This window comes from Sporolactobacillus terrae DSM 11697 (genome assembly GCF_000648615.1).
In the GTDB taxonomy this organism is placed as follows: Bacteria; Bacillota; Bacilli; order Bacillales; family Sporolactobacillaceae; genus Sporolactobacillus; species Sporolactobacillus terrae.
The window spans coordinates 40320-65913 of the sequence record NZ_JFZC01000025.1; the positions used below are offsets into that span (position 1 = coordinate 40320).

16 protein-coding genes are annotated in these 25594 nt (G+C 46.6%); 7 read left to right on the forward strand and 9 right to left on the reverse strand.

Features of this window, described 5'->3' with window-relative positions; all coding sequences use genetic code 11:
- The first annotated feature begins 2 nt into the window (after positions 1-2).
- On the forward strand, positions 3-812 hold the full coding sequence (coaW, locus tag AA84_RS0103240) for a type II pantothenate kinase (protein WP_028975999.1): 810 nt from the start codon (positions 3-5) through the stop codon (positions 810-812).
- Positions 813-935: 123 nt separating this feature from the next.
- Here the strand turns inward: coaW and serA are convergent, their stop codons facing one another.
- From serA to hisC, 3 genes are all read right to left on the reverse strand, one after another.
- Entirely contained in the window at positions 936-2540 is a 1605-nt protein-coding gene (gene serA / locus AA84_RS0103245; protein ID WP_028976000.1) for a phosphoglycerate dehydrogenase, read from the reverse strand.
- Positions 2533-3693 carry a pyridoxal-phosphate-dependent aminotransferase family protein gene (locus AA84_RS0103250; RefSeq protein ID WP_028976001.1) on the reverse strand — a complete coding sequence of 387 codons (1161 nt, stop codon included), beginning with the start codon at positions 3691-3693 and terminating at the stop codon, positions 2533-2535. The genes serA and AA84_RS0103250 overlap by 8 nt, the downstream gene beginning before the upstream one ends.
- A 449-nt stretch (positions 3694-4142) precedes the next feature.
- Positions 4143-5240 (reverse strand): histidinol-phosphate transaminase, encoded by a 1098-nt coding sequence (gene hisC, locus AA84_RS0103255; protein ID WP_037562857.1) that lies wholly within the window; start codon positions 5238-5240, stop codon positions 4143-4145.
- A gap of 340 nt (positions 5241-5580) precedes the next feature.
- Between hisC and AA84_RS0103265 the strand changes: the two genes are divergently transcribed.
- Complete coding sequence (locus AA84_RS0103265; RefSeq protein ID WP_028976003.1) at positions 5581-6423, forward strand: MurR/RpiR family transcriptional regulator; 843 nt, start codon at positions 5581-5583, stop codon at positions 6421-6423.
- Positions 6424-6829: 406 nt separating this feature from the next.
- On the opposite strand, the gene thrB is transcribed toward AA84_RS0103265, so the two are convergent.
- From thrB to AA84_RS0103295, 5 genes are all read right to left on the reverse strand, one after another.
- Positions 6830-7738: a homoserine kinase gene (gene thrB / locus AA84_RS0103275; RefSeq protein ID WP_028976004.1), complete on the reverse strand. Its 909-nt coding sequence runs from the start codon at positions 7736-7738 to the stop codon at positions 6830-6832.
- Positions 7735-8793: a threonine synthase gene (gene thrC, locus AA84_RS0103280; RefSeq protein WP_028976005.1), complete on the reverse strand. Its 1059-nt coding sequence runs from the start codon at positions 8791-8793 to the stop codon at positions 7735-7737. Before thrC ends, thrB begins: the two co-directional genes overlap by 4 nt.
- A 5-nt stretch (positions 8794-8798) precedes the next feature.
- On the reverse strand, positions 8799-10085 hold the full coding sequence (locus AA84_RS0103285) for a homoserine dehydrogenase (RefSeq protein WP_028976006.1): 1287 nt from the start codon (positions 10083-10085) through the stop codon (positions 8799-8801).
- A 297-nt stretch (positions 10086-10382) separates the two neighbouring features.
- The gene (locus tag AA84_RS18275; protein WP_051575289.1) at positions 10383-10973 is read right to left on the reverse strand and encodes a hypothetical protein; all 591 of its coding nucleotides are present in this window, start codon (positions 10971-10973) and stop codon (positions 10383-10385) included.
- A 1-nt stretch (position 10974) separates the two neighbouring features.
- Positions 10975-14022, reverse strand: a complete 3048-nt coding sequence (locus AA84_RS0103295; protein ID WP_028976007.1) for a DEAD/DEAH box helicase — start codon at positions 14020-14022, stop codon at positions 10975-10977.
- Between the two features lie 382 nt (positions 14023-14404).
- Here AA84_RS0103295 and AA84_RS0103300 point away from each other — a divergent pair, with 382 nt between their 5' ends.
- Entirely contained in the window at positions 14405-15226 is an 822-nt protein-coding gene (locus AA84_RS0103300) for a lipoate--protein ligase family protein (protein ID WP_028976008.1), read from the forward strand.
- Positions 15227-15271: 45 nt separating this feature from the next.
- A complete protein-coding gene (gene lipA, locus AA84_RS0103305; RefSeq protein WP_028976009.1) occupies positions 15272-16201 on the forward strand; it encodes a lipoyl synthase in 930 nt (309 codons plus the stop codon).
- Positions 16202-16298: 97 nt separating this feature from the next.
- Here the strand turns inward: lipA and gltC are convergent, their stop codons facing one another.
- On the reverse strand, positions 16299-17204 hold the full coding sequence (gltC, locus tag AA84_RS0103310; protein WP_028976010.1) for a glutamate biosynthesis transcriptional regulator GltC: 906 nt from the start codon (positions 17202-17204) through the stop codon (positions 16299-16301).
- A gap of 184 nt (positions 17205-17388) precedes the next feature.
- Between gltC and gltB the strand changes: the two genes are divergently transcribed.
- From gltB to AA84_RS0103325, 3 genes are all read left to right on the forward strand, one after another.
- Complete coding sequence (gene gltB, locus AA84_RS0103315; RefSeq protein ID WP_037562860.1) at positions 17389-21939, forward strand: glutamate synthase large subunit; 4551 nt, start codon at positions 17389-17391, stop codon at positions 21937-21939.
- 54 nt (positions 21940-21993) lie between these two features.
- On the forward strand, positions 21994-23454 hold the full coding sequence (locus tag AA84_RS0103320; protein WP_028976012.1) for a glutamate synthase subunit beta: 1461 nt from the start codon (positions 21994-21996) through the stop codon (positions 23452-23454).
- Positions 23455-24076: 622 nt separating this feature from the next.
- Complete coding sequence (locus AA84_RS0103325; RefSeq protein ID WP_028976013.1) at positions 24077-25594, forward strand: Ppx/GppA phosphatase family protein; 1518 nt, start codon at positions 24077-24079, stop codon at positions 25592-25594.

Consider the following 25594-nt stretch of genomic DNA (forward strand, 5'->3'; position numbering starts at 1 on the left):
CTATGACAGAAAAGATTGGAATCGATGCCGGCGGTACGCTGATTAAAGTTGCACTGCAAACAGAAGAAGGCTGGCTCTATCGCTCCTTTCCAAGCACCCGGAGTGATGCCTGTGCAGACTGGCTCGCCCATGAATATCCTGAGCGCTTGGTTATGCTTACAGGGGGAAGAGCGGCGCACCTGAAGGAGAAGCTTACGGACAGATTCTGTTCCGTTTTGCCGGAATTTGCAGCGTCGGCGCAAGGCGCACGACAGTTGCTGGCTCGTGAATGCACCACTGTTCCGAACCGATTCTTGCTCACAACGGTTGGTACCGGAACATCGCTGAATTACGTTCACGATGGGGCAATGGATTGGCTGGGCGGGAGCGGAGTCGGTGGCGGAACGCTCATGGGTTTAACCGGTTTGCTAACCGGCATCTACGATTTTAAGACCTTGCTCCGTTATGCCGCGCGTGGAAAGCGAGACATCATTGATTTAACGGTAGCACGGATCTATGAAGGCGAGGAACCGCCAATTGCAGGCGACCTGACTGCAAGCAACTTCGGTGCCCTATCAGAGAATACGCGTTCTTTGTCTCCCGAGGATCAAATTGCCTCGATTATTGGTCTTGTCGCAGAAACAGTGACCTCGCTCAGCATCTTAGCAGCGCAGAAAGCAGAGGTGGACACCGTGATTTTTGTCGGCGGTGCGTTGTCTGGGAATAAACAGCTGAAGGAGATTGCTGCACAATACTGCGCGCAATGGGGAATTACGGCAATTCTTCCACAGAATGGTGTTTATTGCGGGGCCATTGGAGCAGCCTGTTCTTGAGAAGGTTTTCCTTGTTTGGCCCAATGTGCCAGCCCGTGTTCACAAGCTGTTGACTCGTGCTATAAAAAAAATCCTGCTCCCAACATTTTGGGAGCAGGATTTTTAATCGAATTGGCGAATCAATTAGTCAACGGATTCTTCAATGTTAATTTCAGCAAACTGAACATCATTTAAGTCGTTAATTCTAAGAATGTCGCTGCGGATCTCTTCAGGGACCGGTTTGTCCACCGTCAGCACCATCACGGCTTTTCCGCCAATGGTTTCACGGCCGACGTACATGCTGCCTATATTGATCTTGCCTTTTCCAAGAATTGAGCCCACATTGCCGATCATTCCTGGAACATCCATATGGTCAATGTACAGCAAGTAACGTTCCGGTTCCATATCGAGACGGTAGCCGTTGACCGAAACAATGCGGCCGCCGAAGCCGGACAAATAGGTGCACGCGATTGTTGCCTTGTCCTCACCGTTTCCAATTTCCAACTCAATGAAATTGGTAAATCCTTTGTGTGCGGCATTCTTTTGCACACTGTAAGCAAGTCCGTGTGCTTTAAGCACCTGCATCACATTGACGATGTTGATCGATGAATCAAGGTAATAAGAGAGCAGGGCTTTAATCATTTGACGAGTGAGCAACCCGGTGTCTTCCAAGAAGAGTTCTCCGTAATAATTAATTTTAATATTTTTCGGAGCCTTCTTAAAAATTTGCATCAGAAGCTCGGCCATTTGTTCGCTAAGTGTCAAATAAGGCTTGATTTTCTGTTTTACCGTTGCAGAAATATGCGGCAAATTGATCGCGTGTTGCACGCTTCCGCTTGTTAAAATATCGCGGATTTCTTCACTGACCGATTCAGCTACTTTTTCTTGGGCTTCAGTTGTTGATGCACCAAGGTGCGGTGTGACAATAATTCTTGGATTTTGAGTCAGTCCTGGGGTTTCCGGTGGTTCATGTTCGAACACATCAATTGCAGCGCCGGCGACTTTCCCGCTGTTCACCGCGTCAACGAGTGCTTGTTCATCGATAATTCCACCACGTGCACAGTTGATGAAACGCACACCTTTTTTAGTTTTCTCAAAGTATTCTGCGTTGATCAATCCACGTGTTTCGGGAGTAAGCGGCGTGTGGACGGTAATGAAATCCGCTTGAGCCGCAATGTCATCCAAGCTGGCTTTGATGATGCCAAGTTTCTTCGCACGATCCTCGGTGAGAAACGGATCATAGCCGAGAATGTTCATCTGAAATCCTTTAGCGCGTTTAGCAACTTCAGTGCCAATTCTGCCCATGCCGACAACGCCGAGCGTCTTCTGGTAAAGTTCAACGCCCTTGAACCGTTTGCGTTCCCATTTTCCCGAGGTCAGCGATCCGTATGCCTGAGGAATATTGCGGGCAAGTGCCAACATCATTGCAAGCGTATGCTCGGTAGCTGCGATTGTGTTTCCGGCAGGTGCATTGATGACAATAATTCCTTTTTCGGTTGCCGCATCAATGTCGATATTGTCAACACCGACACCGGCGCGCGCGATGACTTTCAAACGGTCTGCTGCCTGGATGATGTCGCGGGTGACCTGCGTTTGGCTGCGGACGATCAAGGCGTCATAATCGCCAATCACTTCTGCAAGTACTTCAGGTTCAAGACCAACACGCTGCTCAACTTGGAATGCATCGTGCTCAGTCAGTGCTTTTAGTCCGCTCTCGCTAATCGGATCTGTGACGATAACTTTATACATTTTTTACATAAACCTCCTCAGCTTTTTTAACCGCTGCACCAAAATGAGGAGCCTGTCCGAATTTGGCGAGCGTCATTTCAAGTGCGCTTAAAACTTTCAGTACATCGAATGGTGTGCAATAGCCCATGTGGCCGATTCGGAAAATTTTTCCTTTTAGATCTTTCTGTCCGCCGGCGATTGTGATTGCAAAATCTTTCTTAAGTGCTTTTTGAATAGCCGGTGCAGCGATCCCTTCTGGTTTAACCGCGGTTACGGTTGGAGAGGCATCTTCCTCAGAAGTCAGAAGCGGAAGCCCCAATTCACGGATTCCGGCGCGTAGCATGTCACGAAGCAGAAGGTGACGTTTGATTACATTTTCCCATCCTTCTTCTTCGATCATGTCACAAACCGCTTGGGCACCTTGTATGAGTGAAACAGCCGGTGTGAACGGCGTTGATTTTTGTTTTTCATAGGTATCGACATAGCGTTTTAAATCGAGATAAAAACGTCGTTCCGGGCATTCACGAATGGCCTGCAGACCGCGATCACTGAATGCGGCAAATGCCAAGCCAGGAGGGAGCATGAGTGCTTTTTGCGAGCTGGTGACAAGAATGTCGACGTGATCGTTCTCCATATCTACCGGAACAGCGCCGATGCAGCTGACTCCGTCCACGATGAACAGGGCGTCGGTTTTCGTTTTGACAACTTGACCTAATGCATGGATGGGGTTCAAGACACCGGTTGATGTTTCGTTGAATGTACCGAATACCGCTTTGATGGGTGTGTCGCCGAGTTCGTCAATAAATGCTTCAAGCATTTCCGGCGTACATGATTTGCCCCACTCAACATTCAAACGATGAACAGAAGCTCCGTAATTTTCTGCGATCGTTGCCAGTCGGTCGCCAAAAGATCCGGCAACAATCACAATAGCATGATCGCCTTCATGAATCGTGTTCACGACGGCAGCTTCAAGTGCGGAAGTGCCGCTGCTGGTTAAAATCATAACGGGATGCTTCGTGCCGAATATCGGTTCTAGCCGTGTTGCGACATCTTCAATCAGTACGGAGAAGTCAGGACTCCGGTGTCCGATCATCGGACGCGCCATCGCGGCGTTGATTTTATTTGGGATAGGGGTCGGTCCTGGTGTAAACAAATAGGTCTGATCTAAAAACAATGAACTCATCCTCTCTGATTATCTAAATGGCGGATCTGGCATCACAAGCGCATGCCGTCCAATTTTATATAATAAAAACGTCCCCCGCAGCATGATTCTACATACTGCGAGGGACGTTGATATTCGCGGTGCCACCCTCATTTGCTGCTGAAACAATTCTGCTTCAGCAGCCTTCATTCCTTCATTAACGACCTAAGGCCGAATGTGCATACTAATTGATTCTCATGGTTCAGCGTGAATCAATGTTCCGCTCATCTGCTACGGAGTGCTCAAGCGATTGTTGCGCGTACCGGTTTCCAGCCTTGCACCGGCTCTCTGCAACGCACAGGCAAACGCTTGTTGTCTCCATCATCGCAAGTTCTTATTAAATTGTTTGCTTGATTGTGTCTAAATTGTAACTGCTATCTGACAATTTGTAAAGAAAAATCGTTTAATTCTTTCTGGAAAAATTATTTCTTACTGCTGCCTACCACTGCCGATGCCTCGTCAATAGCCGATTCAAGCAGTTTCAAAAATTGTTTCATGTCTTCCATTTTTCCCAGAGTCACACGCACACCATCTTCAAAAGGATTAATCAGGAAGCCGTTCTGCTTACAAATCATCGCCATTCGCTTTGGTTCATTGACGCGAATGAAGATGAAGTTGGCTTGAGATTTATCGTAACGAATCCCTTTTTCCTTAAGAAAAGCGGTGGTCATGGCCATGACTTCCCGGTTTTTATGTAGGCAGTCTTCCTTGAACGAATCATCTTTGAGGGCAGCTAATGCGGCCACTTGGCTTAATCTTGGATTGTTAAAAGGAGGACGCACTTTGTCTAGTTCATTAATCACAGTTAAGCTGCCGATTGCATAACCGATTCGAAACGATGCCAGGCCATAAGACTTAGAAAAGGTTCTAAGCACAAGTACATTTTCATAGTCATTCAAATAGTCCAGTCCGTTAGGAAAATCCTCTGCGGTGACAAAGTCGATATAGGCCTCATCCAGTACGACCAGTACATTGCTTGGAACGGAGTCTATGAATTGATCAAGTTCGCTTTTCGTCAGATAAGTGCCTGTCGGGTTATTCGGATTGCAGATCCAGACGACCTTCGTCGTTTCATCGATTGCCTGCAGCATCGCCTTCCAATCGTGTTTTCCGTCTGATCGGCAAGGGACTTTGCGTGTATCTGCTCCTTCAATTTGTGCATGACAATAGTATTCATAGAACGTCGGCCAAGCCATGATGATACTGTTTCCAGGCTCAAGAAAGGCTCTGCTGATTAAAACGATGATTTCATCGAGACCGCTACCGAAAAGAAAATGTTCCGGTGCCGGACCAAGTCGCCGAGAAAGTTCCAGCCTGAGGTCTAGATCCTGACAATCCGGATAGAGTTCTGGAAGCAAAGCGTCCAAGGTAATCGCCTTGCGCACATTTGGGGAGGCCCCATAGACATTTTCATTGGAATCGAGTTTAACGACGCGAGATAAGCCGTACATTTTTTTTATTTCTTCAACAGACGGCCCAGGATTATAGGCACGGAGATTTTGAAGAGACTTTTTAAACATAGTGATCGCTCCACCCCTCATTCAGTTCTAGTTTCGCTCATTTTGTCAAATCTGGCTTTAGGTTTTGTTATGCCTCTGCACTTTGCTCCCAGCAATTTGGTAGGACGCGCGCATTTCGCCAGTCTCCATCATTTAAACATGGAACTGGTGAATTGTAAAGAAGGCGTGACAATGGCTGACATGACGCATGCGCAGGATGAGAAGAAGCTGTGCATAAAGAACGATCAAGGACGAAAAAGAATGTGAAAAGCAAAAAAAATGAAAGCGTTTCACGGAAAATTATTTTCAAATGAAAGCGTTTGATGTACAATGGATTTATAGTATAGGGAGGGATAAAAACATGACGGAAAGTCAATGTATCGTACGTATTCAGTCCGCCTATCCGCATCTGAGTGAAAAGGAACGAAGAATTGCCGACTATATATTAAATCATCCAAAAGAAACGATTCACAGCAGCATTAACCAAGTGTCGGCGCGAATTAAGGTTGCGGATGCGACCGTGTTCCGCTTTTGCCGACGTCTCGACTTTAAGGGCTTTCAGGAAATGAAAATCGTGCTTGCCTCGGATATTGCACGAAGTCAGCGTTTCGATGAAGCAATTAAGAATGAGTCGAGTGATGAAATGATGAAACTGGCCGAGCAAGTCTTTCAAGACAATATCCGTACATTGGAAAACACGTATCAGATTTTGAACCGTACGGATTTTAAACAGGCCGTTCGCATTTTGACCCATTCAAATCGTATTGCCTTGTTTGGGAGCAGCGGTTCCGCACTCATTGCTCAAGAAGCGCATCGTAAATTTGTTCGTGCCGGTGTGATGACGTATGCACCAAATGATGGAGAATTTCAGATGTTGTCTGCCACGCAGCTATCCAATCTCGATGCTGCCGTATTTATCTCTTATTCGGCAACGGATAAGCATTTGGTTCAAGTAGCAAAAATGGTGAAACAAAAGAAATGTCCGGCGATCGGCATTACCGGATTCATGAAATCCGCACTGGGCGAATTAATGGATGTTTCGCTTCATACCGTTGCTGTACCGACTGACTTTCGCTCAGAGTCTTATGTGGCCCGCGCAGCACAAATGACACTCATCGATGCGCTGTTTGTGAGTATGATGAATCAACGTAAAGAAGCACAGTTGAGCGACGACACGCAGAACAGCATCCTTTTACAGGGTTAAACTTAGGAAATAATGAAAACGATTTCTCAAACTAAATGATCGACATGAGGCGTCAGTGTGAGCCTAAGATGAGATAAATAATATATAATCCGCCTAAGAGCAACGCAAAAAAGAAGATAAACGACCAACCAATGCGTATTTTCATAAAAAAACCTCCTTACTGTCTCTAGTTTGGACAATAAGGAGGTTTCTATTTACAGGATAAGAAAGTAGCTGATTTTGCCTCATCTTCAAAACCAATAGACCCGTGTCTTGGCCAAGAATCAAAGCGGAGGTACTCTGGCGCCCGCGGCAAGCGAGTAACCGAAGCGTACCCGTGCACACGTGATGAATCAAAGCCACCGCATCCTGCGGAAGTAAAGACCGGGCGCTTTTGCCCGGTTTTTCATAAAGATGCTCGGCTGAATTATTTTTCTGCGGGAACGGTGGTACGTACACCGTCATTTACGGGCCTTAGTATCGTACATTCATAATCAGGGAATGCATCGCGCAGCAGGCTGCATAATTTACTGCTCCTACTGCGTTCGGTGAGAGACATTACTGTAGGACCTGCACCGCTTAAAAAGGTCCCGTAGGCACCATTTGCATGAGCAAGACGTATTATTTTATCCATACACGGGATTAAATTTGCGCGATAAGGTTGATGAAATTTATCGCTCGCCATCATCTGTCCTGCTTTTTTTCCATCTCCGCTGAGCAGTGCAGCAACCAGAACATTGCCGACACTGCTTGCTTCAACGGCCTGCTTGAATGAAAGGGACAGAGGGAGGGCTTTGCGTGCATCGCTCGTTTTTAACTCAAAATTTGGAATGACCGTGACAAAATCGTAATCTGGTGCGGGTAAACACATACTGGTTACCTTCGTTTGAGACTGAGACGAAATCACAAGCCCACCATACAGCGAAGCAGAGACGTTATCGGGATGACCTTCCGTTTGGCAAGCGATCCATAACTTTTCTTCAACAGGAAGTTTGAGATCAAGCAGAAAATCAGCAAGCTCAATACCTGCGATAATTGCCGAACCGCTACTGCCCAGACCGCGAGAGAGCGGAATTTCATTTCGTACGTTCACAGAATAGGCAGGAAGTGTTTTCCCATACTCGTCGGCAATTTTCTTTGCGGTAACGTAAATTAAGTTACTTTCCAGAGCAGGGCGGAACTTGGGCTGATCGAGATAGTGAAACGACCAATTCTCTGATTTATCCGCTTCCAGAAGCAGATAGCGGTTTACAGCCATACCGATTGAATCGAACCCGGGACCAAGATTCGCCGTACTCCCGGGTACTTTAATCTGAAAGGTTGAAGGCTTGCTCATTGTGACACCTGCTGTAGATGGTCGACAACAGCAGAAGGGTCAGCACCGATAATTGTTGGTTCGATGGTCAACGTATCCATAGCAGTTGCCGGATCTTTTAATCCGTTACCTGTCAAGATACAGACAATTTTCGAACCTTTTTTAATTTTTCCAGCTTCAACATGCTTGATCAGACCGGCAATGGATGCGCAGGATGCGGGTTCTGCAAAAACGCCCTCAGTCCGTGCGATTAATTTATACGCAGCAATGATCTCGTCATCAGTGACCGAATCAATTTCTCCTCCAGATTCCTGCTCGGCTGCTACGGCTAATTTCCAGCTTGCCGGGTTACCGATTCGAATTGCAGTCGCAATCGTTTCTGGATGCTCGATCACTTTATTTTTCACGATTGCGGCTGATCCTTCAGCTTCAAATCCGTGAATTTCCGGAGCTTCGATCTGCTTCGCATCGCGCAATTCTTTAAATCCTTTCCAGTAGGCGGAAATGTTTCCTGCGTTACCGACCGGGATGCAAAGAACGTCCGGTGCTTCGCCCAATTGGTCAACGATTTCATACGCACCGGTTTTCTGTCCTTCAAGACGGAACGGGTTGATTGAATTGACGATCGCTAATTCGGAATGCTTGCCTGTGTAGCGGACAATATCAAGGGCTTGGTCAAAGTTTCCATTCACTTCGAATATTTTCGCACCGTACATCACGGATTGTGCTAATTTTCCGAGTGCAATTTTCCCTTTTGGTATGACAATAATGCAGTTCATACCTGCGCGCGCGCTGTAAGCGGCTGCGGACGCCGAAGTATTTCCAGTAGATGCGCAGATGACCCCGGTGCTTCCGTTTTCTTTCGCTTTTGCGACAGCAAGAAACATGCCGCGATCCTTGAAACTGCCTGTCGGGTTAAGTCCTTCAAATTTTCCGTAAATCTCGCATCCTAATTTCTTTGATAGTTTCTCAAGCGGTATGAGCGGTGTGTTTCCTTCGAGAAGCGTCAAACGAGGCGTTTTGTCTGTAACCGGCAAAACGTCCTTGTATTTTTCCATTAAACCTTTCCAAGCCATGATTCTTAACCCCTTTCAACACGGAAGTATTTGGCATTTACGACGACATCTAATTTTTTTAGCATCGCAAAGGAATTCTCGAAAAGCACTTTGTTGGTGATATGGGTGATAATTGCAACCTCAGCAACGTCGCTGCCCGGAATTGGCTCTTGATAGAGCTTGCCCAAACTGATGCGCTGTTCACGAAACAGATCGGTAAGTTTGGAGAATGAACCGGGTTCATCCTTCATATGCATGCGAATAAAGAACTGGCTTTCAACGAGACTGTCCTTGCGCGAGTGAAGCTCTTTCTTCGGAATAAAGATATGGTTCCCGGTCACATTTAAAGCTATATTGCGTGCAACGGAAATCAAATCGGAAACGACGGAAACAGCGGTTGGTCCTTCACCGGCACCGGCGCCGTAGTACATCGTCTGCCCAAGCGCTTCACTGTGGACATAAATCGCGTTGTTTTCATTTTCAACGGATGCAAGCGGATGAAGGTCCGGCAAGAGGGTCGGCTCGACGCGAATATCGATTGCACCATTGCTGACTTCGGATACACCGACGAGTTTAATCGTGTAACCAAGTTTTTTGGCAAATTGAATATCCTCGCGTGTGACATCTGTAATCCCCTTAATGCTTACATCGGCAAGTTTGACCGGAATGGAATAGGCAAGGTGGCTGAGAATGACCATTTTTCGGGCAGCATCCAGACCTTCCACATCCGAAGTTGGATCAGATTCTGCGAAACCGAGCCGCTGCGCTGATGACAGAGCTTTCTCATAGGACAATCCTTCTGAACTCATTTTACTTAAAATGTAGTTTGTTGTTCCGTTGACGATTCCAATCATTTTATTTATACGGTCGGAAGCCAAACTGTCGGTCAATGTACGGAGGATCGGGATGCCGCCCGCAACGCTTGCCTCGTAGTACAGGTCACATTGGTTCGCGCGTGCTTCAAGCAGCAGTTCTTCGCCGTAGGATGCCATGAGATCCTTGTTTGCCGTGATGACGTTTTTCTTGTTTTTCAGCGCACGAAGAATATAGCGGTACGCTTGGTCGACCCCGCCAATCAATTCAATAATTACATTAATAGTCGGATTGTCAAGAATTTCATAGACATCTGTAGTTAATTTACGGTTATCAATGAGTACTTTCCTTGCCCTGTTCTTATTGCGGACAAGTATTTTCTCTAATTGGATTTGGCAGCCTGTACGTTCTTCAAGCCGCTCTTTATCTTTAGTGAGCAGCCTGACCACGCCTGTACCGACTGTTCCGAATCCAAGCAAGCCTACGGACACCTTCTTCAATTCTTATCACTCCTCAAATCATCGCATCGTCCCACCAACCCTGTGACGGCATCGCAACGCATGAACAATTCATGAAACTGTCCGCACTTTTCTATTTTTCAGTTAATAAGAGACGACATTATGTAATTTGCATTATAACCCGAAGCAAGCCTGACAACAAGACAGGATTTGCTGTCAAATGTGACTGAACGGTTAGGAAATAAGCAAATCTTTGTTATCTTGAGAAAAAAAGAGGGCAGGGAGGGGAAACAAACTGGCGATGAATAAGGGAAGTGTTCGTGATGGAGAAAAATGGTTTTAATGCGCAGAAGAATGCCGATTTTCTGTTGGCTGCTGATGAGAGGTTTGGTGATCTTGGGCCATCACCTGACGAACAATCTTCTCAAGATGGATCTGCAATTCTGGATGACTGGCAAGTTTGTTTGCATCCAGCCTTTGAAAGCTTGGTGCAGCCTTTGAAGCAAGCTGTTTCATTTTCGATTCGAGCACTTGGTAAGCAGGGCTGTCGCCTTGATCAACTGCCGTTTCAGATTCATTGATGGATCCGGATTGATCCATCCTCATGATCCAATAGAGCACGACTGCGATGCTATGCGTGCAGAAGTGTGCCGCAGAGGCGCAGCTGCAGGTAACGGAAGCTGCATTAGGATTGGGAAGTGCTGCTGCTTCACCTGCAGCGTTACTCCATTTGATTTCGACTTGATAAAAGCTGTTGTGTAGATCTTCTACACTTGCATGCAAGCCATTTTGAGAGGCATGATAATCCCAAACCCGGTGCTTATCATAAAGCATGATCCCCCGTTCAAATCGATTTTGCGGAAGTGTTGCCGCAAAATCGGAAAGCCAGTGCGCAAGTCTGGCATTGCGGAATGTAATGCGTCGAACCATATTAAACCACTCCTTCATGCAGCTGGATTAAATCGAAAAGTTCCTGATCGCTCATCTCGGTCAGCCACGCCTCGCCGCCGCTCAAAACTTGTTTTTGTAAGCCTTTTTTTCGTTCAATCAGCAAATCAATCCGTTCTTCCAGCGTACCCTCACAAATCAATTTATAGACATAAACATTACGCTTCTGACCAATTCGGTAGGCACGATCGGTCGCCTGTTCTTCCACAGCAGGATTCCACCAGCGATCATAATGAATCACATAGCCGGCCTCCGTGAGGTTAAGCCCGACTCCGCCTGCTTTCAATGAAAGAATGAAGAGCGTTTTTCGCTTCTCTTTATTTTGAAAATCGGTGATTAACTGCTGACGCTGATGAGCGCTTAGAGAGCCGTGGAGAAAATATACTGCGGCATCCGGGTACTTTTGCTGCACTTTATCCACAAGAATCTTCCCCATTTTGACGTACTGAGTGAAGAGCAGGACTTTCTCATTCTGATCGAAGAGCGGATCGAGAATATCAAACAACAGCTCCATTTTTCCAGACGTTCCACCGGCCTCAGGATCCAAGTCACTGACCAGTTCCGGATGATCGCACACCTGTTTCAGTCTTGTCAAAGTAGACAGAATTAAGCCCTTTCTTTTGATACCGCCCGTCTCACCGACATTTTGTTTCAGTCGGTCTACAACGGACTGATAAAGCGATGCCTGATTTTTGGTTAGATTGCAGACGCGCTTTGCTTCAATTTTTTCAGGAAGATCACGAATGATCCGTTTATCCGATTTTTCTCGGCGAAGGAGAAACGGCTGAATCATACGTGTCAGCTGGGTCGCTTTGGAACGATTGTTTTTCTTCTCGATCGGCTGAATAAAGCGTGCTCGGAATCGGTCAAGCGAACCTAAGTAGCCTGGATTTAAGAATTCCATAATTGACCATAATTCTTCCAAGCGATTTTCAATCGGTGTGCCGGTCAGAACAAGCCGATGAACGGTTTTGATATGTCGTAGTGCCCGCGTTTTTTGCGCATGCGGATTTTTGATCGCCTGGGCTTCATCAAGGATGCAGCAATTCCATTCATAGGCAAGCTGATCGGCTTCTTTCGTATAGATCGCATAGCTGGTGATCATCACATCACAGGTCTGCAAACGCTGATCGAGCGCGCGCCCATGCAGCCGATTGGTCCCATGATGAATATAGACATCGAGACTGGGGGAAAAGGTGGCACACTCATGACTCCAGTTTGCAACGAGCGATGTCGGACAGATAATTAACGACGGCCCGCGTTTGACCGTCTGATCAGGGGACGGTTGTGTCGGGTTTTGTTTGCAATAATCCAAATAAGCGATGGCTTGCACGGTCTTGCCAAGGCCCATATCGTCCGCCAGACAGCCGCCGACATGCTGGTGCCGCAAATGAACAAGCCAGGTATAGCCCTTTTGCTGATAGGGACGCAGTTTGCCGACAAAACTGTTGGGCAGGGTGATTGCTCGAGACGGGCGCTTAAATAAATGACTCAAATAATTATCCAATTCGGTATTGAGATGGACTTTAATGCTTGGTTTGCGTTTACGTCGTCGTGCTGCCTCGATCTTCATTGCAGTGGAAACGTTTGCTCTCTGATTCAGCAAATCGAGCGCATCTTCCATTTCCGCATAGGCCTTGATCATTTGCTTCACCGGTAAATGGATCCACTGGTTTCCGTGATGAATAAACGGCTGGTTGGCACGGACAAGGGTTGCGAATTCTTCACTGCTGAATTCCAGATCTCCAACGGCGATTCTCCAGTTGTAACTGATGAGTGCATTCAAACCGAACAAGGAGCTGTCTCCAGGACTTTTTTTCTGTTCAATATCAAGATCTACGGATACGTCCGATGCATCGTGAATCTCAAGATCATTTGGAAAAGCGACATGTATGGAAACACGCTTCAAAAGTTCTTCATTTTGATAAAGTTCAGAGATTTCCCCAACGGTCATGGTGCCTGTATAAGCGCGTTTCAGTAGAGAAATCAGTGATGCCGGCAGTTTTGTCCGAAGGGACGTTAACTGTTTTGCAAGCCAGCTGTTCGCGTTCAACGACGACAGAGGATCATTTTCAGGCATACGGATGGTGCGTCGGCCGCTTTGCCATCCTGAGAGACTGATTGAATAGTTCCATTGTGCTCCTGGAGAAAAAAGATCGTGGGGATTGATTGGATGCAGTGCGATCTCTGCTTTCTCCGGTGCAAAGTAAGCGTCCATTTGTTTACGCTTTAGCGTTAATAGTGCCTGAATCCATGCATGCGCGGATGGGGTTGCTACGGGCTGAACCCATCCCGCCAATTCAAATTCAAGACGATCCAGAGTTTCGATCGCCTTAGGATCGCGGGTGATCTTCCACGCCTTTTCGTTGGACGGCAGCAAGTCGTCATGCGCAGATGCTTTGTCTGCGCTCTGATCCTGTGCCGATATAAGCCGATCGGTCTGGTTTTTTTCTGTGCGCACCTCTCGAATCAAGGCATTGATCCAGTAGATGACAATTAAATAGAGCCACTGCTGCACTTTTTGATCTTGTAATTCATCGATAGAGACGGCAAGACGAGGCAATCGGCTCAGCCAATCGCTGAATAAACCGCTTTCGTGCAGCGGTTCTGCATCCGGAATCCATGTGCTGAAATAGCACTGTTCATCTTTTCCGCGTCGCAAATGATAGAAAAAGGGATAAAAAAGCCCGTTTTCTAATAAACTATGAACAGCCTCGGAAATTTGCCGAAACCATTGAACGGTCAGTCCAGGGTAGAACGAATTATTCGATTGAAGGATACCGCTGCGGATCAACCGAAAAGCGTGAGCCATCGGCATGATGATGCCGTCAACCTCATGATCTTGTTTTCCGTCAATGAATGTTGCCGTATAAGGATAGGTTGGATAATCGGAAGTTTCGGAAAGCCAAGAAGGCAAAGCGTTTGATTCAGGTAAAGGCAGTGCCGTGCCATCACGGTCTGTCAACCAGAAAAAAAAATTCCATGTATTCTCAATATGGGGGAGAAACGTCATCTGAAAAAAACGATCCATGTACAAAGATCTCCTTAAGCATGATCCTAAATTTCGCGCTGATAATAAAGTACAGATCAACTCAGTCGCTGCAGTGTGTCGCCGTTCGTTCGTATCCTATTAGTGTATCATATGGGCGGGTGAGATACACGCATTTGAAAAGATTCCGTGCGGCTTTCAAAACGTGCAATTTTGTGAATTTCTTGTTATGATATTTCTTGTTGCAGTTCAGTATAGGAGTATAAAAAGTACTTATGCAGTATGACACATTGAAGCCCAATTCTATACAACCTCTTTCTCAGAAAATGATAGCGTTAACATCAGTAGAAACACGATGACGAGAAAAAGAACAATCCATTTTGGCTGTTTTCTAAGGTTGGCAACAAAGGTGGGATAGGTACAGATGAATAAGCAGGAATGGTATTTTATTGACTCCGGGATCCATTCACCAGCCTATAATATGGCCCTAGATGAGTATTTGCTCGAATGCGGCGAAAAAGGAAGAAAAAACCCGGTGCTCCGCTTCTATGGCTGGGATCCTCCCGGTTTATCGATTGGCTATTTTCAAAAAACAGCGGGAAGAATCGACTTTGATGGTGCGGCAGCACATGGCATTGCTTGTGTCCGCAGACTGACAGGAGGACTGGCGGTTCTGCATGATGACGAATTGACCTACAGCGTGGTGATTCCCGAAGATTATCCGGACATGCCGCATTCCGTCGTCGGCGCCTACCGGGTTTTGTCGAGGGGGTTGCTTGAGGGATTCAGAGCATTAGCACTGAATGCCGATCTGGCGATTCCTGAGGACAAACGGATCGGCACGCATTCGCCGGTTTGTTTTGAAGAAGCTTCCTGGTATGAATTAATTGTTGAGGGACGAAAAGCGGCTGGAAGTGCACAAACAAGGCAGCGAGGCATGATCCTTCAACATGGATCGATCCCGATCAGTGTCAACACGGATCAACTGTTTGATTGCTTCTCCTATGCCAATCCGCGTCTGAAAGAGCGAGCGAAGCGGGCGTTTACAGGCAAGGCGGCAGCACTCGAAGAACTGCTTGGGCGAAAAGTGACACTGGAGGAAGTGAAAACAGCTTTTTATCATGGTTTTGAAAAAGGCTTGAACATAAACCTTCGCCAACTCGTATTAACTGATGAAGAAGAGCAGACGGTTCGCGAGCGTGCGAAGAATAAATATGAAACGGATGCTTGGAATCGATCCAGATGAGAAGCGCGATCGGCCGACTCATCTAAGAAAAGAGGGGGAAGATACATGAACAAACATGGAACCTACGTCAGAAAACCGGAATGGCTGAAAATTCGGCTGAATACGAATCAAGATTACCGAGGAATCAAACAGTTGATGCGAACGGAACGACTGCACACGGTTTGTGAAGAAGCAAAATGTCCGAACATTCATGAGTGCTGGGCAACGCGCCGTACCGCGACGTTTATGATTCTTGGCGATGTTTGTACGCGCGGATGTCGATTTTGCGCGGTGAAAACAGGAAGACCGACCGAGCTAGATCTGCGTGAACCGGAACGAGTTGCTGATTCGGTCGTTAAAATGCGTTTGCGACATGTTGTTGTTACTGCGGTTGCTCGTGACGACTTGAAGGATGGCGGGGCGTATGTTTTTGCCGAAACGATTCGTGCCATTCGAAGAAAAGCGCCTTATTGTACCATTGAGGTTCTTCCTTCGGATATGAAAGGCGACGATGAAAGCTTTCTGACTCTGATGAATGCGAAACCGGATATCTTTGATCATAATATCGAAACCGTTCGGAGACTGACCAAACGTGTTCGGGCGATTGCAACGTATGATCGCTCACTTGCTGTATTGAAGCGTGTGAAGGAACTGAGTCCGAATACGCCCGTGAAATCAAGCATCATGGTTGGCTTGGGCGAAACAAAAGAAGAAATTGTTGAAACAATGGATGATCTGCTTGCCAATCATGTGGATATTATGGTCATTGGCCAGTACTTGCAGCCGACGCGAAAACATTTGGATGTGGTACGCTATTACGCACCGGAAGAGTTCGCGGAACTTAAGGAAATCGCATTGGCGAAAGGATTCAAACATTGCGAAGCAGGTCCGCTCGCACGATCGTCGTATCACGCCGATGAACAGGTTGGCGAGGATTCGCGGCGCCGACATGATTTGCGGATTCAACAAGAAGAGAACGAGAACGGAACGGAATAAGAAGAAAGGGCGTCTTGAAGACTGGAGTTGACTTTGAGACGCCCTTTTCTGTATCTATTTTGTGGAAAAACAGTATGGGAACCGTGCAAACGTACGGTTACTGTCCGAAACGGTGCAGTCGATCATAGAATGCATCGATAAACTGCGAAAAAATCTGTTCCGATGGTGCCAGCTCGCGGTCACGTGGACGAATGACCCCTACAGAGCGTGAGATTTTCGGCGCACTGAGCGGGACGGCCACGATCGTTTCCGGAAGATTGTAAGCGGCAGCGTTTTCAGGCATTAAAGCAATACCAAAATCAGATGAAACAAGACTTTTAATCGTGTCCATATCTTCGCCTTCGAAAACAATATTCGGAGCAAATCCTGCTTGCCGGCAGGCATCGCGAAATAATTCTTGCAGTGACAGCTTGCTTCTGAAGGTAATAAACCGCTCATTTTTTAACTGACTTAACGCAATCGGTCCTTGTCCGGCTTTTTTATGCCGTTTCGGCATGAGAAGCACCATTCGTTCCGTGTAAAGGATGCTGCTCCGTATCCGTTCATGATGTTTGGGTACAGGTGAAGCAAAGGCCAGATCGATGCTGCCTTGGCTGATTAATTTAATTAAATAGGGCACAGTCCCTTGATGTAACTGAAAATCAATGCCTGGATGGATGCTGTGAAATTTTTGCAGGACAATAGGTAGCGTATGAACAGACAGGCTGGTTGAAATGCCGAGACGGATCAATCCTGTTTCGGGATTGAGGTATTCTTTGATCTTCTGTTCGGCCTTTTCGAATTCGCCGATTCCTCGTTCCGCATGCTCAAGAAAGATTTTGCCCGCTTTTGTTAGCTGGATGTTTCTTCCTTTTCGCGAAAAAAGCGGAACACCTAGTTCATCTTCAAGCAATGCAATCTGCCTGCTGATCGCTGATTGGGCCACGTGCAGTGCCTCGGAGGCCTGCGTGATATGTTCTCGATTTGCAGCTTCCATAAAGTAGTAAATCTGTCTTAATTCCATCATCCAACCTTCATTCATCTAAAAATGAGATTAATTTATTCTAAATTATATATTGTAAAGATCGATAATGAAAGAGTAAAATTGAATCACAAAACTTTTGGCCTATAAAGAGATAGAATGATCGAATTCAGAAAACTCACACAGATGTGATGGGTGATTGCGAACAGAAGGAAGGATGAGGTTTATGATGAGCAAAGCTCTGACGAGAGAGAAACCGGAAGGACTTTATCGTCCGCAATTTGAACATGATGCTTGCGGGATTGGCATGTATGCGGATATTAAGGGGCGAGCATCCAACGAAATCGTTAAAACAGCGCTGGAAATGCTGGCGCGGCTTGATCACCGTGCAGGTAAAGCTGCAGACGGAAAAACAGGTGATGGAGCCGGAATACTGGTACAAGTCCCTGATCGATTCTTTCAAGAGGCATGCAGCTTTGATCTTCCTCCTGCAGGACACTACGGCGTCGGTATGTTTTTCATGCCTCAAGACCGTTCAAGCCGTATGGTTGCGATTGGAAAAATTAAAGCGTGCATTGCCGCGCGAAATTTGAGACTTTATGGGGAACGCGATGTTCCGGTTGACGAAAATGAAATCAGTGCATTGGCGCGCAGTAAGGCCCCATACATGTATCAAATGTTCATTGGTACGGCCAATCAAGATGCAGGTGCGGCACTGGATTCTAAATTATATTTATTGAGAAAAGCAATTGAAGCAAATTTAACAGATGAAATTTATGTTGCCAGCCTCTCCAGCCAAACCTTGGTTTACAAGGGGATGCTGCGTGCCAAAGAGGTCTCGGCTTTTTATACGGATTTGCAGGATGAACGTTTCGTTTCGGCGCTTGCTTTAGTGCATTCCCGTTACAGCACGAATACATTTCCAAGCTGGGAGCGTGCCCACCCGAACCGAATGATTGTCCATAACGGAGAAATTAATACGATTCGCGGCAATATGAGCTGGTTTAATGCGAAAGCGAAACGATTGGATGGCGGGAAACTGCCGCAGATCATTGATCCTGAGGGCAGCGACTCTGCAATTTTTGATAATGTGCTTGAATTTTTAACTTACCATGGTTTTTCGCTGCCGCATGCCGTCATGATGATGGTTCCGGAACCTTGGGAAGGTGACAGTGAGCTGCCCGACTATCTTCGTAATTTCTATGAATTTACCAGCAGAACAATGGAACCGTGGGATGGGCCGATGGCGCTTGGTTTCTGCAACGGTAAACAAATCGGAGCCATTCTGGATCGCAACGGTCTGCGTCCCGCACGTTACTATATCACCAATGACGACAAGGTTGTATTCTCTTCGGAGGTCGGTGTTGCCGATCTAAAACCGGAAAACATCAAACAGCGCTGTCATTTGAAGCCAGGGCAGCTTCTGCTCATTGATACGGAGAAGCAGCGTATCGTTCCAAGTGATGAATTGAAGAAGGAAGTCTGTGCTTCAGCTGATTATAAGAATATTCTGGAAAAATCGGTTGTGAAGCTGAATCGAGACAATGGGAAAGCACCGCTGTTTTCAGACGATACACGACTTTTCAAGCAAAAAGTATTTGGTTATACCTATGAAGATGTGACCAAGGGAATTCAACCCATGGCTGAGCAAGGTAAAGAGCCTACCGGGTCGATGGGAAACGATACCCCGCTGGCGGTATTGTCAAATAAATCTCAGCTATTATTCGATTATTTTAAACAATGGTTTTCACAGGTGACGAACCCGCCGATTGATGCGATTCGCGAAGCGCGAGTGATGTCGAAAATTACATGGCTTGGGCCACAAATTAGTCTGCTTGATCCGCTCAAGCATGTAACCTCGCAAATTCGACTCGAACACCCGATTCTTGATCGAAGAGCATTTCAAGATCTGTTTCACCAGGCGTTAAAAGCAAAAACGGTTGATTTGACCTATCCGGAAAATAATGGTGCGTTTGGTCTTCTCAAAGCCGTTGACCAGCTGATTCTTCATGTCGATGAAGTGATTCATGAAGGCGCTGATTTGATCGTTCTCTCAGATCGGAGTGTTGATGAAAAACATCTTGCGATCCCGTCGCTGCTTGCGGTCAGTGCGCTCCATCATCATCTGATTGAACAGGGAACGCGGCCGCATATCAGTTTAATTGTTGATTCAGGCGAACCGCGAGACAGTCATCAGGTTGCTGCACTGCTCGGATACGGCGCCGATGCGATTCATCCATATCTGGCGCTTGAATCGGTACACGCTTTGATTAAGGAAGATCATCTTGACTTGGATGAGGAAAAAGCAGAACAGAATTATATTAAAGCACTGGTTGCCGGTATCGTAAAAATTATGTCTAAAGTCGGCATTTCGTCGATTCAAAGTTACCGCGGTGCACAAACGTTTGAAGCGCTCGGGTTATCCAGTCGTTTGATCGAGCGTTACTTTGCCGGAACGGTCTCACAAATCGGCGGTATCGGTCTAGAGGAACTTGAACAGGAAATGCGTATACGTCATGAGACGGCCGTTAAGGAACTTGATCACGGGGAGATGAAGCCGCTTGATCCGGGGAGTACGCTTCAATGGCGCCAAGGGGGAGAGCAACATAAAATTGACCCGCTGATTGTGCATACCTTGCAGCAAGCGGCACGTACAAATGATTATAAATTGTATAAAGATTACGCAAATATGGTCGATCATGCACCCTTTTCAACGATCCGCAGTCTGCTCACTTTTGAGCGCGATCACAAACCGATTCCACTCGATGAAGTCGAACCGGTAGAAAAAATACTCAAGCGGTTTAAAACGGGAGCGATGTCCTACGGGTCGATCAGCAAAGAAGCTCATGAAGCAATGGCAATTGCCATGAATCGAATTGGAGGCAAGAGCAACAGTGGTGAAGGCGGCGAGGATGCAGAACGATTCACCCGCGATGAGAACGGCAATTGGCGCCGGAGTGCCATTAAACAAGTTGCTTCTGCACGATTCGGTGTAACCAGCTACTATTTATCAGAAGCGGATGAACTGCAAATTAAGATGGCGCAAGGCGCAAAGCCGGGCGAAGGCGGGCAGCTTCCTGCCGGAAAGGTTTATCCGTGGATTGCCCGCACCCGTCATGCGACGACCGGTGTGGCCTTGATCTCACCGCCGCCGCATCATGATATTTATTCAATTGAAGATTTAGCACAGCTGATCTATGATCTAAAATCAAGTAATCCAAAAGCAAGAATCAGCGTCAAACTCGTGGCAAAAGGCGGAGTTGGTACAATCGCTGCAGGTGTTGCCAAAGGCAAGGCTGATGTGATCTTAATTAGCGGTCATGACGGTGGAACAGGCGCAGCATCGAAAACAAGTATTAAGCATGCAGGTCTGCCTTGGGAAATCGGATTGGCAGAAGCACATCAAACCTTAATGAAAAACGGTCTTCGCGATCGCGTCCGCGTTGAAGCGGATGGGAAATTAATGAGCGGCCGCGATGTTCTGATCGCAGCCTGCCTTGGTGCTGAAGAATTTGGCTTTGCAACCGCACCACTTGTTGTGCTCGGCTGTGTTATGATGCGTGCTTGTCACTTGGATTCGTGTCCGGTCGGCATTGCGACACAGAACCCGGAACTGCGCAAGAATTTTATGGGCAGTCCGGAGCATATTGTTCATTTTATGACCTTTATCGCCCGCGATATTCGCGAGCAGTTGGCGGATCTTGGTTATCGTTCACTGGATGAGGTCATCGGTCAGGCGCATCTTCTAAGGATCAAAAAAGAAGTGCACAATCACTGGAAAGCACGTACTTTGGATCTGTCCGACCTGCTCTATCAAGCGGAAAGCGATGTATCGAAACGATTCTTCGCGCGCGCCCAGGAACATCATGTTGATCGACGCTTCGATGAACGCAATCTGGTCGCAACCTGCTTACCAACGATTGAAAATAAGAAACCGATCCAATTGGTATATAAGTTGAGAAACTCAGATCGAACCGTTGGCTCAACGCTTGGTTACTTCATCTCGCGCTCTACCAGTGGCAAGGGGCTTCCGGAAGACACGATCACCCTTTCATTTACTGGGAGTGCGGGACAGAGTTTCGCTGCGTTTCTCCCAAAAGGTGTAACCATGATTTTAACCGGTGATGCGAATGATTATGTTGGCAAAGGATTGTCCGGCGGTAAAGTCATCATCAAGTCAGAAGAAATTATTGGTGTCGATACAGACTCCCAAGCAATGATGGGAAATGTGGCGCTTTTTGGAGCAACCAGTGGTGAAGCCTATGTACGCGGTACTGCAGGAGGACGCTTCTGCGTGCGCAACAGTGGGGCAAAGGCTGTTGTTGAAGGTGTCGGTGAAAATGGATGCGAGTATATGACCGGCGGTAAAGTTGTCGTGCTCGGTTCGATTGGGCGTAATTTTGCGGCTGGCATGTCGGGCGGTATTGCTTACATTCTTCCTGATGGTGCACCAGATCAAACGATTCATCGGATTAACAAGGAAATGGTGAATATTGAGCCGCTTACCGACCAAAAGGAACAAACAGAGGTTTATGAATTGATTAAGAACCACCTCGATCACACCGGAAGTCCAAAGGCAGAACAGGCGCTCATAAACTGGAAAATGTCCATTCAAAGGATCATCAAAATAATCCCGCGCGATTATGAAGCGATACTTGAACAAATCGAGCGATATGAAGCACAAGGCTTAGATGCTGAACAGGCTAAGGAAGAGGCGTTTTATTTGAAGAAAGAAGGAAAATTAAGCGTCCGTACTTCCACATATCTCACGGTTTAAAGATACGAGCGAATTGATGCTACGGATAAATTTTGAAAGGATGGAGTGGACACCATGGGACAATTAATGGGTTTCATGAATATAGAGAAAAAAAATCAAAGCGAACGCAAAACGGTTGAGCGTGTTCGTGACTGGAACGAATATAAGATTCCGTTAAGGGAAAAAGAAGTGAAAAAGCAGGCGGCGCGATGTATGGATTGCGGGACTCCGTATTGCCAAATCGGCACGATGATTAATCGAGGAACAACCGGATGCCCAATCCACAACCTGATTCCGGAATGGAATGATCTCGTTTATCATGGCTTGTGGAAGGAAGCTTATGAACGTTTGGCTAAGACAAATAACTTTCCTGAATTTACTTCAAGAGCTTGTCCTGCGCCATGTGAAGGTTCCTGCACTGCAGGTTTTGTCAGCGATTCGGTTTCCATTAAATCAATTGAGCGGGCAATTATTGACCGCGCCTTTGAAGAAGGCTGGATCGTACCCAAGCCGCCGAAACGGCGTACCGGAAAGAAGATCGCTGTGATTGGATCCGGACCGGCCGGTCTCGCTTGCGCCGATCAGCTGAATAAGATTGGTCATGAGGTGACCGTTTTTGAACGTTCTGATCGTCCCGGCGGTTTGTTGATGTATGGCATTCCGAGCATGAAGATTGAGAAGGATGTTGTTGATCGTCGTGTGCAGCTATTGAAAGACGAAGGGATTCATTTTGAAACGAATGCAAATGTTGGAAATACAATCAGTGTGGCTTCGTTAAAAGAAGCGTATAGCGCAGTGATTCTTTGCACGGGCGCCGGCAAGCATCGCGAAGTTTCGCTCGAAGGCAGAGCCTTGAAAGGTATTTCTCCAGCTATGGACTATTTGATAGCGAGCAACCGCAACCAGCTCTATGGGGAACCACTGGCCGATGATTTTGATGCCAAAGGTAAAAATGTGATCGTGATTGGCGGTGGAGATACCGGTGAGGACTGCGTGGCTACCGCGATTCGTCAAGGTTGCAAAAGTGTCGTTCAGTTTGGCAAACACGGTAAACTGCCTGCAAAACGTGCTGAAAACAATCCTTGGCCGGAACACCCGAATGTTTTTTCTGTGGACTATGCATACAAAGAGGCTGAAGAAGTACTCGGCAATGATCCACGTGAATACTATGTGGAGACGAAAAAATTTGTGGGCAACGATAACGGTCATGTGAAAGAGCTACTTACAGGCTCCTTTAAAAAAGATGCAAAGGATACAGATGATCATAAAACATGGGACGCGGATCTTGTACTCATTGCAATTGGATTCCAAGGCGCGGAGGATCAAGTCTTTGACGCATTTGATGTAAAACGGGATTCATCCGGACGCGTGATTGAGGCAGACACGATTCGTTATCAGACAAGTAAAGACGGTATTTTTGCTGCGGGCGATGCGCGCAGAGGTGCCAGCCTGATCGTCTGGGCAATCGAAGAAGGACGTCGCGCAGCCGCCGCTGTTGATCTGTACTTGGACAAGAAACTGTCCGTACTAAACTAAACGAATGAGCAAGCGTATGATGCAAGCGGCCGTTCTAAAAGGGTGTTGGATTTATAGTGCGCTCCGATTGCTCGCATCAACTGATCGCGACCGCGGGCGATTCAGAAGCGCGCATCTTCGTGCTTAATCCCAAAAATAGATGTTTTTTTAAGGGTGTCTCAAAAGTCAATTGACCTTTGAGACACCTTCTTTTTTGCAGGATAAGGAAGTGTAAGATTTTACCCATCCTCAAACCAATAGACCAGTATCTTGACTAAAAATCAAAGCGTAGGTGCTCTGGCGCCAGCGGGATCAGCGTGCCAGAGACCCCGCAGATTCCTGCCCTGTCTGAGGAGGCTCGCGGTGCGCCCGTGGCAAGCGAGTAACCGAAGCGTCAACAAGGTGATGAATCAAAACCGCGTACAGAGCAAAATGAACTTTCGCTATTGTAAAAGGAACTTCTGCTAAGGGCGTGCACATCCTGTGCACAACGCAGAAGTCACCGCGTCCTGCGGAAGTCGCAACGTAAATTTATTATGAAGAATTTAATTGGATTCTCATATACAATGAAATATGCCGTATAATAAATACTAAGTGCTAAAAAAATGGAAATAGAGAACATGTGAGTTGTGGGGTGAGGACGATGGCGAATCATAAACTCTTCGCTTCGATTACGGTTGGGCTGCAGACACTGGTACTAAAGATTGCCGATTTGACAAAAATGTCGCTTGTTGACTATGTGAAGGCTGACGTTTCGATTGGGGCAGATATCTACAATCATCAAATGATCGAATTCAATACGGTTGATCAGGCTTGCCGTCAATTAGCAGGTTTTGTACAAATCATGAATGATTACGGCGTTAGAGAATATCGTGCGGTCGCGGCAAGTTCCGTCAAAGAAGCACGCAACGCAGAGTATATTAAAGAACAAATTCGGATTAAAACGGGATTAAATCTCACATGGCTAGCGAATGCTGAGGAACGTTTTTTACATAATCAGGCGGTTGCCTATAATTCGGATCGATTTAATGAACTCATCCAAAAAGGAACAATGCTGATTGACATTGGTTCAGGGAGCATGCAGCTGACGGTATATAATGCAGGTCATTTTGTTTTTTCACGGAATATTAAGCTTGGACCGCTGCGTATTCGCGAACTGCTCGGCGATCTCGAAAGTAAAACAGGCGATTATGTAGAAATTATGGAAGATTATATCCGCAGCAAAGTTGACGGGTACCATCAGTTCGCACCTAAAGAGGTTAAAGTACAAAAGTTCGTGCTTGTTGGTACAGAACTGCGCTCGTTTAAACATATGTTTCTGGGCGGCCGTATCGATACGTTAACGAGGGAACGTTTTGTTGAACTCTATCGCCATATTCTGAAGATTCCCCCCCAAATTCTTGCGAAGGAATATAAAGTTCCCTTTGAATCGGCAACACAATTGCTGCCTTCGGTGATGATCTTGAAAAAGACGCTTGAGCTTACCGGTGCAAAAAGTATTATTTTGTCCGAAGCTGATCTAGCTGATGGACTGATTGTGCATGAACTGCTTGAGATGCGCAAAAAGGTGCTGGATCATTCGTTTACAGAGGATATCATTGTATCCGCACGCAATATTGCGGATCGCTACAATTGCGATCCAAAGCACATTATGGTCGTTGAACGTTTTGCGCTGCACCTGTTTGATCGTTTGCGCCGGCTTCATGGACTGGACAAGCGGGACAGGCTATTGCTTCAGCTTGCGGCAATTCTGCAGGACACCGGAAGTTATATTGATATGAATGCGCATTATGTGCATTCCTATTACATCATCCAATCATCTGAGATTATCGGCATTTCAGAACTGGAACGCGATCTTGTTGCCACGATTGCCCGTTATCATAGTGCTGAAACGCCTTCTATTAATAACACAGCTTTTCGTAAGCTGCCGGAGTCAAGCAGGCTGGCTGCTGCAAAACTTGCTGCGCTGCTTCGTATTGCGGATGCACTTGATGACAGCAGGCAGCAGAAGGTAGAACGGATTGCCGTATCACTGAAAAAGGATCAAGTGACGATCACGGCGCGCTCTGATGATGATCTCTCGCTTGAAAAGCAGACGTTTAATGATAAGTCAGCCTATTTTGAAGAAGTTTTTGGGTTGAAACCGATTTTAAGAGGGTAG